Raw genomic sequence first — 13149 nt, 5'->3', positions numbered from 1 at the left:
GTCTGAATGCAAACTATAGAAATATGTCCGCTTACACGCGACGAGGTGGTATCAGTCTGGCAGATTGAACGGCGCGAGATTGTTCAGGAAGTCTATCGTTTCACTGACGACCGCTTGCAGTTACATTCAGAGTTTTATGATACACGCGACTGGCCGGAAGGAGAGCCTGAGCTCTATACGCCGATCCTGCTGGAATGTTACGATCATGGTGGCACATTTACCGGTGCTTTTGCGGGAGGAAAACTGGTTGCGGTGGCTGTTGTTGATGCGCGGCCGGTTACGGATTATCCGCAATATCGGCAGTTGTCTTTTTTGCATGTCAGTCATGATTGGCGCGGGTGCGGATTAGCCTCGCGCCTCTACCGGAAATCTATGCAAATTGTCAAAGAGCAGGGTGCGGAAGGGTTCTATATTTCTTCAACCTCAACGCGGCATACGGTCGAGTTTTATCTGCATCAGGGCGGCCATCCGATAGAACAGCCGGATCAGAAACTATATGCTCTGGAGCCGGATGATATTCATCTGATCCATCAGTTCTGATCTTCGATGCACGGCTTTATTTTTTGCAGCGTTGTTTTCCAAGCTGAACTTTAAATTGTCTTGGCCCTACCAGTCCGGCCTTTGCCGGGAGCGTGATAATGGTTGCTTTGATTGAGCAATTGCCTGCGACCACCAAATACTGGTCTTCACTCTGATAAACGACTTTGGTGACAGCTTGTTGCGGAGACAGTGTTTCAGTAACCGCAGAGATGACAGCATTCATTTCACTTGCGCGCTGATACTGCGGTGCAAGAGCCGCCAATGATGCTGAACTCAGTACTGTCATCAAAAGTGCTGTTGCAATCATTTTAAGAAATAGAATGCGCATACTGAATCCTTTGCCGGTTATATTACTGCATGAGCTTGCATAAAGGGCGAATGTTCGGTGGATAGTACACAGGAAATCAGACTTTAATCATCACTGAAATCAGGCACTTCGCCAAAGCTTGCTAACAGGCGCGGCGCGTTCATATCGCCGCTTTCTTCATCAACCATCACAGCATAGGCCGCAACACCAATAAACCGGCCGGACATAGATGTGGCAATCTTAATGGCACCTGCCTCACTGGAAGCAGGGCGCATTTCCGCCGCAACAAGTTTCTGATTATTCTTACAAAACGGCATAATGATATATTTTTCAGGGTTTTGTGCGGCGAGAGACATTATAGAATCCTCTGTTTGTTCTTATAATGTTCTTATTTTTAGTTGCGGTCAAGCGCGATTATTGAGGTCTGAATTCAGGAAAGAGATGGCAGTCGAAAGTGGAATGGTTCCATTCTCTTGCCCCCGCTGAGAATAAAATTTAGAAGGAGCAGAATTGTAACGTGAGCCATTCTATGAAAAATCTTGTCATTAATCTGGATAGATCTCCCGACAGGCTAAAACATTGTCATGAGCAATTTGGGCGCTTGAATCTTGATTTTGAACGTGTGGCTGCCATTGATGCGCGTGGTTTGTCTCAAAGTGAACTCGACAATATTGTGTTGCATAAAGATTGGCCAAAGCCGACAAATTCTGAATTTGCATGCTTTATGAGCCATCGGAAATGCTGGGAAATTCTTGTTGCCGGTACGGATGAATATGCCGCAATTTTCGAAGATGATATTATCCTCAGTGATAGCGCAGCTGATTTTCTTGAGAGTTCTGACTGGGTGCCGGCTGATGTGAATATACTGCGTCTCGAAACCTTTAAAACGAAGGTCTATTTTAAACGATGGTGGAGACTTCAGATACGTGATCGACACTTGCTGAAAATGGTCGGTTTTCATGCAGGGGCGGGCGGCTATATTATATCCCGTCGTTTGGCTGTATCTCTGTTAAAAGAGACAGTTAATTATATGCCGGCACCTGTGGATCACTATTTATTTGACCCAGGGTGTGAGGTTTTTGCAAATAATATCATTTTTCAATTAGTACCGGCGGTGTGCGCACAAGAACAAGTTTTATCCGCAGGAACCTTAACTTTGGGTGGCAATATTGAAGATCGTTCTGTTGTTAACTTGATCCAGAAAAAACGCGGCTCTCTTTCCGGAGGTCAGAAAATGCTGCGTGAGCTTAAACGAGGAGTGTATAAACTGAAACGCTTGGCTGTCGATAAAAGAATGATTGTTGATGTGCTGTAATTCTATTTGTGGCGAGAAATATCCTTGGGAAATGTGAATTTTGATCGGATATTTCTTCCGTCAAAATAGATTTCATCCAGTGTTTCAGTGAGTGAAATATCAAATCCGTTTGCTTTGATGTTTTTTATATAAACTCTTCGATCAGCTTCATTTTGTGAGAATGCATTTTTCTCTTTTTGGCTTCGCAATCCAAAAACAGACAGCGCTTTTCGAAGCCTTGTTTTGATCTTCTTGGCAAATTTGGTTGTGATTGCGCGCTCGTGTAAAGAAGGGTCAATGTTAATTTCTGTCAATAAGTCACGGTATATTTTGCCAAAATAGGGATCAAGATTTGTGCTCCCGCTTTCGATCCAGCCATACCATGGTTTCTCTGGTTGGCTGAAATGAACAAAGACAGGGGCAATAGCGTTCGATAGACCGGAGTTAAGCAATACGGCCTGATAGTTGAATATTGGACCGATGTCTGTCCAGTTTCCGTTTAAAAAGGAGGCCAGAAAGTCCTGGTCAAAACAAACTGCATGAGGATATTTATCAAAATACATTTTGAGTTCGGCCGTAAAGTTAATTTCTACCCATTTGGAAACGTCAATTAAGAGTACGCCGGAATTTAGATAGCTGGAGGATGTTACACCTATATGTTGCAACCATTCCGAGCGTGAAAGCTTATCAAAAGGACTTGGCGGTACTTGAAGTGATCCGTAGTCAGTCACTGCACCAACACCGTAAGGAAGTGGTATTGTCCAGATATTTTGTGCTACGCGAATGCTCAGAATATCGGCATCCAAGTATAAAACCCGATTGTAGCTTTTTAAAAATCTGGGCGCGAATAGCCTGAGATAAACAATAAGCGGCCATTTGCTACTATTGGGCAGATTCTGAGGTAGAAATTGCATTAGGAGATTGTAATGGTATTTAATTTTATTTTTATAGTTGACTTCAATATTTGACATATTTTTATTTTGTTTTTCAATAAAAATATGTACGTCGCATGCCTAAGTTTTCGCAATGTGATATGCTTGTGCATTGACGACTTCTACTAAATTTTCATCAATAACGAAATAAAATGCATTCATAGTGCTATTCTCAAAATTGGGGGGGCGTTGAGTGTAATATTAAACAAGATAATTGCTTATAAGGTATTTTTTGTAAAAATTCGCTGTAAGTAAGTTAATATTTGGGTTGATATTTTTCCCTTAAGAAACCCCCTGTGTGGGGGCAGCGTTTCCGGTGAAATATGTGTATAATTATCGTATATTTAAATCTGTGATGTTTGTCTTTCTACGGCTCATAATATTCAATGGTTGCAAAATGCTAAACATGCAAATGGGAGTATAAAATTTCAGCATATTCCTTTTAATGCATTAAAAAATTAAATCGTTTTGGGTAAGTTATATTGCGTTTTGGGGAAGGTGATATCTTTCCACGCTTTAATCCCTTGCCAAAAAAGCCTTTATATTCTAGGGCTTTTAGGTGTTCGGAGCGTAGCGCAGCCAGGTAGCGCACTTGACTGGGGGTCAAGGGGTCGTGGGTTCGAATCCCGCCGCTCCGACCATGTTTTACTGATTTAAATGTGTTTTTCTGCGTAACCGGCTTATTGTTTTAAGACCGGTTTACAGCTTTGTTTTGCTTCATATTACAGCGAAACAGCTCTTAGTTCTGCTATGCAATATTGCTGAACGGCCTATTCATCACACATTCATTGCGACCGGTTTACCTTTGAAATACTCCGATGGGGAGGAAGTATTAACAACAGAGGGAGGACTACCAATGTTTATCAGAGATTTGCTTAAAGTAGTAATGACATCTGCAATTGTTCTTATTCCTGCAGCCGAAGCTTACGCCTATAAAAACATTTCTCAAAAAGACAGCTCCGGCAGAACAGTTCATTGGGTGCGGTGTGATAATGGTTATCAGTTTATTGTCGGAGATGGCAGCAGTGCGCCATCAGCTGCATTTGCTGAGCGTATCTGTGCTAAGCAGGGAAGTGGCCTGACGACAGGTGCAAAAGACAAAGTGAAAGAATTCAAAGGGCTGGAAGCCGTTTCCAAGTAAAAACAGGCATTTGCCCGTCAAATGAATGAAGCCCCGTTCGGGGCTTCATTCATTTTATAAACTATAGGCGAAATCAGTTTGCTTTTTTAACTTCGTGATCGGCACCGTAAATTGAAATCGCCGGATCTTTAACACCTGATGCGACAGACCAGTTGATTTTATGGCCAACCCCGCCCACTTCGATTTTTGTGTCACTTTCCAGGGTAACATTCACCACATTTTGTGCACCGCTCACTTCAAGCTCGGCTCTGTCATTATCATTGGAACGTAATGTGGCTGTAACTTCATGATTGGCCACGTCCACAGAGAGGTCTTTCACACGGCCGCCAGTCACTTTATTGTCGGAGCCGGACACCGAGACATCATCAGCTTCTTCAAATGTAACCTGATGATTGGTGCCGTGAATGACAATATCATCGCATTTACCGGTCAGTTTGATGATATTCTTTGCACCATAAATGCCGATATCATTCGATGAACAGGCAATATCACGTGTAATGCCGGAACCTTCAACTGTCAGTTCTTCTGCGTATGCAGCACCTGAAATAAGAACACTCATTAAAGTGATTGCGGAAATTTTCAGTTTCATCATGTCACTCTCTGTTGAGGGAGGGGAGGTATTCTGTATATCTCTAAAATGGCCCTTTAAATACAAAAAAAGCGCCAAGGCAGATAAATGCGAAACCAATCATATGATTGACGGTTATGCTTTCTCCCAGATACAGCACAGAAAATCCGGCAAATACGCTGAGAGTGATAACCTCCTGAATGGTTTTGAGCTCTGCCGCACTATAGATGCCATGCCCCATCCTGTTGGCTGGAACCGCAAGGCAATATTCAGCAAAAGCAATCAGCCAGCTGACGATGATTACCAGCAAAAGCGGCTTGTTTGTAAATTTGAGATGCCCGTACCAGGCAAATGTCATGAAGATATTGGATGCGCAAAGCAGTAAGATCGGCTTGAGATAATCAGCCATATGTGCCTCGGTGTGATCGGCGGCAGCCGCACTCAGCGTGCAATCATTGTGACGGGCTGAGCGTTCTGGCAGGCCGGAACGGGATAAAAAGATGGTGCGAACAGCAAGATCTTTTATCGGTTTGTTTTACCTTTGAACAGATCGCCCGCGAGGCCGAAAACCCATTTTCACGGACAGAAAAAGACAGACAATTCCTCTGCTTTGTTCTGCCCGTGACGGATTTCTTTAAACAGACAGTTGTTTCCGCTTAAGGAACTTCATCATAGGCAACAATGCCGCCTTCGCTTTCCAGCGTAGAGAGGCGCCGTGCTTCGGATCGTGTAAATTTCAATCTGACGCCGATACCGCCGCCATTTTCCGGAATGAACACGGCTCCGGCATCTTCGAGCGCTTTTTGTAACGCTGCAAGGACAGTCTCGTCCGGTGTTTCAAGTTTACGTTCAAATAACTCAATCACACGGATATCAATGCCTGAGAATGATGACAGTCTTTCACGGCTGAGTTCAATTAATGCGCGGGCAGCTTTAGATTGCGGGCCGGTAATCATTACAAGTCTGTCCTTCTGATTGCGGTGCCGTCGGGAAGATATTGGCGGGCACCGTAAGCGTTTGAGAAATAGAACTTTATTCAATCCATCATAGCTCAGTTGCTGGAAGTTGAAACAAGACTTTTTGAAGCGGCAGGGGAAATTCAGTGAGGTGAATACCGGGGCAGAAAGCTGCTTTGTAAAGCAGGAATTGCAACGGAATATATTCTTATCCTGATTGCAATGTCACAATTTTGCCCGGAAGCAGGCGCTTCAATCTTCGGGAGGAAATCTCAAAATTAAATTTGATAAGTAATTGTAATTTCTGTCTTTTCGTAAAAAATTATTTCAAAAACGCGCATACTTACTTAGCTGGTTTTGATCTGCTTTGTAGCTTGCTCAAAAACGCGTTGTTTCTTGATGAAGATATTGAATCTGTGCGTTTTTAAACGTCGAACAGGTGAGTTATGAAATTCAAAAGAATTTCTGTTGCAAGTAATCTATTATGCTTCATTACAGCCATTTATATTACTGTATTTTTTAACCGCGCAGCTTTTGTTTTCATCGCAGACTATCTCAAAGGAGATTTTCTGAGCACCGGCATTATCGCTGCAACATTGTTTTTATTGACCTATTGTTTGCTGGTTTTATTTTCAGCGCCATATCTCATCAAGCCTGCATTGATTTTCTTTGTTACGGTGTCGGCATCCGCGGCATATTTCATTGATCATTTCGGCGTTTTGATTACGCCGAATATGATTGAAAATGCTGCGACAACCACAAGGGCTGAATCCGGTCACCTGATGAATGCGCATTTTGTAACGAATATGCTGCTTTATGCCGGTTTGCCGTCTTTGCTGATCATTTGGGTTGAGATCAGGCACCGGCCTTTTGTGCAAAAATTATGGGTCAACACACTGCTGATCAGCGGCTGCCTGATTGCCGGTGTTGCTCTGCTTCTGACAAATTTTGGTACTTTTTCTTCGATGTTTCGTGAAAAGAAAGCGGAAATCACCGGCAGGCTCAACCCGCTGGCACCGCTCAGCAGTACCATCCGTTATTTCGTGAAGGTCAATGACGAGCGCACCTATATTGCTCAGCCGCTCGGTACGGATGCTGTACAGACCAAGCCATATCAAGAGGGTAGTAATAAAAAGCGTCTGACGGTGATTGTGGTTGGCGAAACAGCACGCGCACAGAATTTCAGTTTCAATAATTATTACCGCGATACAAATCCGATGCTGCGTGAGCGCGATGTACTGAACTTCACCGATGTCAGCAGTTGCGGAACAGAGACATCTGTTTCTGTGCCATGCATGTTTTCCCCGTTCCCGCGTACGGAATATAGCAGCAAGAAATTCCGCCAGTCTGAAAATCTGCTGGATGTGCTGAAACATGCCGGTATTCAGCCTTTGTGGGTTGAAAATAACACCGGCAGTAAGCGTGTGGCCGATCGTATTGAAACAATTGATATGAGCCAGTTGCAGGAAGGCAATCCGAATTGTGCAGGTGGTGAGTGTTACGATCAAGTGCTGGTAGACACGCTGGCATCTCGTCTCGACAGTTTTAAAACCAATACGGTTGTTGTGTTGCATATGCTTGGCAGCCATGGACCTGCCTATTACCGGCGCTATCCGCCGGAGCAGGAAGTCTTCAAACCTGCCTGCCGCACATCAAATTTTGCTGACTGCACTCAGCAGGAGATTGTAAATGCCTATGATAATACAATCGCTTACACCGACAAAATATTAGCGGAAATCATTGACCTGCTGAAATCGAGAGAAAGCGAGTTTGCTTCATCGATGATCTATATGTCCGATCATGGTGAATCCCTTGGCGAGAAAGGGCTGTATCTTCATGCCATGCCTTATTTCATCGCGCCGCGGGAGCAGACGACGATTCCGTTTATCAGCTGGTTTTCACCGGATTTTCTGAAGGAGAATGATCTGAAACAGGCTTGTCTGAAGATGCTGAGTGATCATCCGGCATCCCATGATAATCTGTTCCATACGGTGCTGGGCTTGATGAATGTGAAGACGACCGTCTATGACAAGGATATGGATATATTCAATAGCTGCCGCGGTGACGGAGCTGCTTCCTGAATATCAAAACAGCGCCGGAATTTCCGGCGCTGTTTTATTGAACTCGCAGGGAGCGTTGCGGCTGTTACCAGCGCGTGTCATTCCGGCAGCTGGCAACCAGAAAACCGAGTACAAAACCGGCAATACCGGCCGTGCTCAGAATGGTTGTTGCGGTGCCCGGATTTTCACGGATGACAGATACGGTTGCCTGTCCCTGTTCTTTGATGGTTGAGGCTGCACGGTTCAGGCGGGTGCGGGCTTCTTCTGCGGCTTCCTCGCCGCGTTGTTTCAAAGATTTGCTCATCGCATCAATCTGCGCGCGCAGTTCTGCAATCTGTTCTTCCATTGCCTGACGGGCATTGTCAGCATTCTCTGCCATTTTCATTCTCCGTTATCTTGACTGTGGAATAGGCGCTTACAAAGGCGTGGGAGTTATCGCCGGATCATGCGCCCCGCTGCAATCAGAATACATGCCCCGATAAAACCGGCGATCAGGTAGCCGAGCCAGCCTCCGAGAACCACACCGAACATGCCGAGCAGGGCATTGGCGACAGCAGCGCCGATAATACCCAGAATAATATTCATGAAAACGCCGTGGTCACTTTTCATGAACATTTCGGCCAGCCAGCCGGCCAGACCACCGATGATAATAGCTGCAATCCAGCCTATCTGAGCATCTTCCATGGTATTTCCCTCATTGTTGACGTTCAGCACATAGTAAAAAGATGGTCTTTGTCTGCCGGAATTTAAGGCGCAGACAAATGCAGCGTTAAATATCTGCTATGAAAGAAAACGTTCAGGGTGCGTTTTGGTTCCCGTAAAGACAGTGATCCATGCATTGAAAGACATGCAGATACTGTTTTGCATAAAATAAATTTTATGTTGCTTGATGAAAGCCGTTAAAATAATTATCAGAAACATAAAGACCGGCATGCGGGAGTGCATTCTGAAATACAGGCGCATGTGGTCGTGAGGATGTGGGATGGGTAAATCCGGTCAGTTTTCCGGCTCAGAGAAAAAGAAAACTGCTTTGCTATGATTTATCTGCCGCCGGTTTTCTTCTTTTTATTTTCGCTGATGTTTTTCGGTGTGTGGTTCCTTGAGCGGACACGGCCGCATCTCGGGCTGTTCGGCTGTGCCTTTCTGCTGGTTTCAATCGGTGTTTTAGCTCAGGTTACATTTACACCTGCAGATATCGGGCAGAATGCAGTATTGTCCGCAACTCTATATGTTGCAGGTGTTCTGTTCTTTTCCCATGGCATTTTAGTCCGGTCAGGCAGACAGCTGCCTTATTGGTTCTATCCTTTGTTTCTGATCTCTATTGTCGGCGGAACGATTTATTATTTTTACATCGATAGAAACCTGTTTTACCGGATCTACATTATCAATCTGGGGGTGGGGACGATTTTTCTGGCCACAGCCCTGCAGGCACGCTTTTTACTGCGCGGGAATTCCGGTGATAAATTACTATTCTGGCTGATATTGGGGCTTGGTCTGCATTTCTTTCCGCGCACAATTCTGACTGCGGAAAGAATGATGACATCACCTGTCATCGAATTTTCTGCCGGTTCGTTCTGGCTGGTGCTGCAATTCACCATTTCTGTGATCGGTGTCGTGACCGGTATCGGACTGCTGGCCGTGACATTTATGGATATGATTGCGGAGTTGCGCAAAGAACGCGACACGGATTCGCTGACCGGTCTGGCAAATCGCCGTCTGTTTTCCCAACATGTTGAGACCATGATGAGCAGGGGACGTTCACAGGGGAAACCCATGTGCTTTGCAATGATCGATGTGGATCATTTCAAACTGTATAATGATATTTACGGACATGCTGCGGGGGATGAGGCTCTGAAACATGTTGCCGGTACAATCAGTGCTACGCTGCGTCGTAGCGAGGATATGGCGGCGAGAATTGGCGGTGAGGAATTCGCACTGTTCTTTTATGATTGTACAACGGAACAAGCCAGACAGTTTCTGGAAAAACTGCGCACGCAGATAGCTGCACTGAAAATCGAGCATGAAGGCTCACAGGTCTCAGCTGTTCTCACAATCAGTGTCGGCGTTGCGGAGCTTGAAAGGAATGAAGACTTTGAAAGCCTTTACCGACGGGCTGACGTGTCACTTTACAGCAGTAAAGCGACCGGCCGCGATCAGGTGACTTTTGCCTGATCTCTGCTGCGGATCAGAAGAAGAAGTACCAGATCAGGACTACGACAAAAAACGGAACCCCCATCATCCACAAAATACCGGCTCTTAACATCTTTGTTCTCCCTGATTGTCTTGATTTGCTTACAGGGATGTAACGCCGGTGCCGGTGTTTTGGTTCCGCAGAAATTAAACCGGTCTTGCAATGCGTGTGTTGCTATACGGGCGTGCTTCGGAAGTCAGATGATGCCGTGCCTGTTGCTGATAGCGTTGTTCAAGCCCTGCACAACCCCAGATAATACCGACGATCAGATAGAAATGCCGCCAGTGATCGATATCGATCACATTGCCGATCAGTATATGGCCGATAAATGCCACATAGGCGCAGAGCAGATACGGCTGCCATGGCCGCTCACGCAGCATCAGCCTGAAGCCGAAACCCAGCGTAAGCATTGTCAGGATGATGAAAGACAGAAAGCCGAGCCAGCCATAATCCAGCAAGGCCTTCAGCCAGATATTATGGGTATCCTCGCCAAACATAGGGCCGAATTCCAGCGGACCAATGCCGAAGGGTTTTTCCATGGACAGAAGAAAACCTAGCCAATGCCGTGCAAAACGTCCCGTACGGGCGCTGTCATAATCTTGTTCAAGGCGCGCACGCTGGGTGAACAATTCGTTGATTTGCGGGATTTGCAGGGCGATCAGTAATGTAAGAGCAAGAAGAACAATTGCTGCAATACTGATCAGGATGATCTTGCCGCGAAAGCGCTGGTTCTTGCTGCCGATAAACAACAGAGCCGGAATGAGCACTAAGGATACGGCATACATGCCCCATGCTGCGCGGGAGAATGACAGCAATACCGCAAGTGTCAGCACCAGAAATAATGCCCAATAGAGTAGGCTTTTCTGAAAAGGGCGGGTCAGAACCTGATAGATGCACCAGTTGATAGGCAGGATCAGAAAAGGGCCGAAGACATTCGGATCCTGAAATGCACCTTTGGCACGACCATAAAGCGTAAACAGATCCGCCGCAGGTATCAGGTTGAGATAACCGCCGATACCCAGCATTCCTGTAATGACGGCAGCCGCCAGATAGCCGGTGAAAAGCGGCTGTAATCTGCGCCAGTCGCTTTCGGTGACAGCGGCGAAAAACACACTGGTCAAGGCCAGAAAATATGAAACGGCAATGTAAAGCGGTGCCTTTTTCAGATCAGCCATCTGAAAAATCGAAAGCACACCGCCAATATTGAACAAGGTGAGCAGGAGCAGCAATGCCAGTGAGTTAACACTCAGCCTGAGGCCGAATAACAGCCACAGGCTGATGAGCACCAGCATCAGTATTTCATAAGGCCCCGGTTCGAAGAGAACGAAGCCGCTGAAAAAGACACCTGTTGCCAGTGACAGCCGTGCAATCCATTGCATTGCAGCTTGTCGCTGACCGCGCTCCGCCAATGCATGGAATGCTGCATCTGATGCGGATGACGCCTGCACAGATCGGGGCACAGGTTGGGACGGATAGCTCAATAGGCGTTTTCCGTGTTCAGCAGGCGCACAGGGGTCAGGAACAGGATTTTCAGGTCGAACAGCAATGACCAGTTCTCAATATAATTGAGATCATATTCCGTACGCATGACGATTTTCTCAGGCTTATCGATTTCGCCGCGCCAGCCATTGATCTGCGCCCAGCCGGTTACGCCCGGTTTAACTTTGTGGCGGGCAAAATAACCGTCAACCACATCATTATAGAGCATGTTGTTGGAATTGGCGCTGATCGCATGCGGGCGAGGGCCGACAAGTGAAAGACTGCCGCCTAAGGAATTGAAAAATTGCGGCAATTCATCAATCGAAGTTTTGCGGATAAAACGCCCGACACGGGTAACACGGCTGTCATTTTTGGTGACGGCCAGTTTTGCAGTCGGATCGCACTGGTCGCTATACATCGAGCGGAATTTCCAGACATTGATCACTTCATTATTAAAGCCGTGCCGCTTCTGTTTGAAGATTACAGGGCCTTTGCTGTCGAGCTTGATCGCAATAGCCGTCGCCAGCATGACCGGTGAGAACAGCACAATTCCGAACAGGCTGAAGACAATATCAAACAAGCGCTTGGCAATCGCATCCCAGTCGTTGATCGGCTTGTCGAGAATATCCAGCATCGGTACCGAGCCGATATAGGAATAAGCACGCGGGCGCAGACGCATATTGGCAGCATGGGCAGAAAGCCGGATATCGACCGGTAATACCCAAAGCTTTTGCATCAGCGTCAAAACCCGTTCTTCCGCTGAGATCGGCAGAGAAACGATCAGCATATCAATGCGGGCAACACGGGCGAATTCGATGAGCTCGGAAATATTGCCGAGTTTCGGATAACCGGCAACAATCGGCGGAGAACGGCGGTCGCCGCGATCATCAAAAATACCGCAGATACGGATGTCATTATCCGGTTGTTTGTTGAGTTCAAGAATAAGATCTTCCGCATTCTGACCGCCGCCGACAATAACCGCGCGTCGTTCCATACGGCCGCTGCGGGCGAGAATACGCATCAGCTTGGCTGCGAGAAAGCGCGATATTGTAAGGGCGATAAAACCGGAAATCACAAATCCGGCAAACCAGATGCGGGAATAAACCGCAGAAATTTTCAGCAGGAAAGCCACAATGGCCAGAACCGCAAAAACGCCGGCCCAGCAGATAATCAGCCGGCCGAGATAACGAAACGGCTTGCGTAGCACAGAAGGGCGATAGCCGGAGCTGAACTGGGCGAAAATAACATAGAGCGCGGCAGCAAGAATATTTGCAAACAAATATTCCAGCATATGGATGCTTTCAGCGCCGACATAGCTGAGATAAACAGCGATGCCGCACAGGGCGACAACAGCAAATTCCCATATGCGCATAAGCCCTGTGAACAGAGCCGGTGAAATACTTTCATTCTTGTATTGAGCGGCCACTTTCATGGCCAGCGGGCTCAATTCAACTTTTTCAGCAGGTGTGGAAGCTGCGCCGGAGTCATGCTGCTTTTGCAGCGCCTTCCTGTCGAAACTTCCTTTATGTTTTTTCTCACTCATGGGTGCACCGGCATATTAAAATTTTGCTCACAAAAAAATATAAGCAATCTATCCGTGATGAGGGTTGCTATTTTCTTATTTTTTTTAAGAGAATGCGCAGTTTAGGCCGCTATACGGGCTTTTTACGTATTGTGGTTG

The 13149-nt window shown here is 46.3% G+C and carries 15 protein-coding genes and 1 tRNA gene; 6 read left to right on the top strand and 10 right to left on the bottom strand.

Features of this window, described 5'->3' with window-relative positions; all coding sequences use genetic code 11:
- Positions 1–6: 6 nt before the first annotated feature.
- A complete protein-coding gene (locus JNC80_RS09000) occupies positions 7–540 on the top strand; it encodes a GNAT family N-acetyltransferase (protein ID WP_376710106.1) in 534 nt (177 codons plus the stop codon).
- A gap of 16 nt (positions 541–556) precedes the next feature.
- Here the strand turns inward: JNC80_RS09000 and JNC80_RS08995 are convergent, their stop codons facing one another.
- Positions 557–868, bottom strand: coding sequence for a hypothetical protein (locus tag JNC80_RS08995; RefSeq protein WP_376710105.1), 312 nt, complete (start codon positions 866–868; stop codon positions 557–559).
- A gap of 83 nt (positions 869–951) precedes the next feature.
- A complete protein-coding gene (locus JNC80_RS08990; RefSeq protein ID WP_376710104.1) occupies positions 952–1203 on the bottom strand; it encodes a hypothetical protein in 252 nt (83 codons plus the stop codon).
- 173 nt (positions 1204–1376) lie between these two features.
- Between JNC80_RS08990 and JNC80_RS08985 the strand changes: the two genes are divergently transcribed.
- Complete coding sequence (locus JNC80_RS08985) at positions 1377–2162, top strand: glycosyltransferase family 25 protein (protein ID WP_376710103.1); 786 nt, start codon at positions 1377–1379, stop codon at positions 2160–2162.
- Between the two features lie 2 nt (positions 2163–2164).
- On the opposite strand, the gene JNC80_RS08980 is transcribed toward JNC80_RS08985, so the two are convergent.
- Positions 2165–3133, bottom strand: a complete 969-nt coding sequence (locus JNC80_RS08980) for a glycosyltransferase family 8 protein (RefSeq protein ID WP_376710140.1) — start codon at positions 3131–3133, stop codon at positions 2165–2167.
- Between the two features lie 504 nt (positions 3134–3637).
- On the opposite strand from JNC80_RS08980, the gene JNC80_RS08975 reads away from it, so the two are divergent.
- Positions 3638–3714 (top strand) — tRNA-Pro (locus JNC80_RS08975).
- 215 nt (positions 3715–3929) lie between these two features.
- Complete coding sequence (locus JNC80_RS08970) at positions 3930–4214, top strand: hypothetical protein (protein ID WP_022710782.1); 285 nt, start codon at positions 3930–3932, stop codon at positions 4212–4214.
- A 73-nt stretch (positions 4215–4287) separates the two neighbouring features.
- Here JNC80_RS08970 and JNC80_RS08965 read toward each other — a convergent pair whose 3' ends face one another.
- The 3 genes from JNC80_RS08965 to JNC80_RS08955 form a co-directional block, all read right to left on the bottom strand.
- Positions 4288–4806, bottom strand: coding sequence for a DUF3060 domain-containing protein (locus JNC80_RS08965; RefSeq protein ID WP_376710102.1), 519 nt, complete (start codon positions 4804–4806; stop codon positions 4288–4290).
- Between the two features lie 40 nt (positions 4807–4846).
- Positions 4847–5191 (bottom strand): DMT family protein, encoded by a 345-nt coding sequence (locus tag JNC80_RS08960; protein ID WP_225687603.1) that lies wholly within the window; start codon positions 5189–5191, stop codon positions 4847–4849.
- Between the two features lie 247 nt (positions 5192–5438).
- Positions 5439–5738, bottom strand: coding sequence for a hypothetical protein (locus tag JNC80_RS08955; RefSeq protein WP_075655621.1), 300 nt, complete (start codon positions 5736–5738; stop codon positions 5439–5441).
- A 446-nt stretch (positions 5739–6184) separates the two neighbouring features.
- Between JNC80_RS08955 and JNC80_RS08950 the strand changes: the two genes are divergently transcribed.
- Positions 6185–7819, top strand: a complete 1635-nt coding sequence (locus JNC80_RS08950; protein ID WP_376710101.1) for a phosphoethanolamine transferase — start codon at positions 6185–6187, stop codon at positions 7817–7819.
- 64 nt (positions 7820–7883) lie between these two features.
- Here the strand turns inward: JNC80_RS08950 and JNC80_RS08945 are convergent, their stop codons facing one another.
- Together JNC80_RS08945 and JNC80_RS08940 are read right to left on the bottom strand one after the other, a co-directional pair.
- On the bottom strand, positions 7884–8177 hold the full coding sequence (locus JNC80_RS08945; protein ID WP_022710787.1) for a hypothetical protein: 294 nt from the start codon (positions 8175–8177) through the stop codon (positions 7884–7886).
- Between the two features lie 53 nt (positions 8178–8230).
- On the bottom strand, positions 8231–8482 hold the full coding sequence (locus JNC80_RS08940; RefSeq protein WP_022710788.1) for a GlsB/YeaQ/YmgE family stress response membrane protein: 252 nt from the start codon (positions 8480–8482) through the stop codon (positions 8231–8233).
- 351 nt (positions 8483–8833) lie between these two features.
- On the opposite strand from JNC80_RS08940, the gene JNC80_RS08935 reads away from it, so the two are divergent.
- A complete protein-coding gene (locus tag JNC80_RS08935; protein WP_306400741.1) occupies positions 8834–9970 on the top strand; it encodes a GGDEF domain-containing protein in 1137 nt (378 codons plus the stop codon).
- Positions 9971–10135: 165 nt separating this feature from the next.
- On the opposite strand, the gene JNC80_RS08930 is transcribed toward JNC80_RS08935, so the two are convergent.
- The gene (locus JNC80_RS08930; protein WP_376710100.1) at positions 10136–11470 is read right to left on the bottom strand and encodes an O-antigen ligase family protein; all 1335 of its coding nucleotides are present in this window, start codon (positions 11468–11470) and stop codon (positions 10136–10138) included.
- Positions 11467–13011, bottom strand: coding sequence for an undecaprenyl-phosphate glucose phosphotransferase (locus tag JNC80_RS08925; RefSeq protein ID WP_022710792.1), 1545 nt, complete (start codon positions 13009–13011; stop codon positions 11467–11469). Before JNC80_RS08925 ends, JNC80_RS08930 begins: the two co-directional genes overlap by 4 nt.
- Positions 13012–13149 lie beyond the last annotated feature (138 nt).

This window comes from Pseudochrobactrum lubricantis, from assembly GCF_041929865.1.
Taxonomy (GTDB): Bacteria; Pseudomonadota; Alphaproteobacteria; order Rhizobiales; family Rhizobiaceae; genus Pseudochrobactrum; species Pseudochrobactrum saccharolyticum.
The sequence above is the reverse complement of the archived record's forward strand: the minus strand, read 5'-3'. Positions and strand labels throughout refer to the sequence as shown.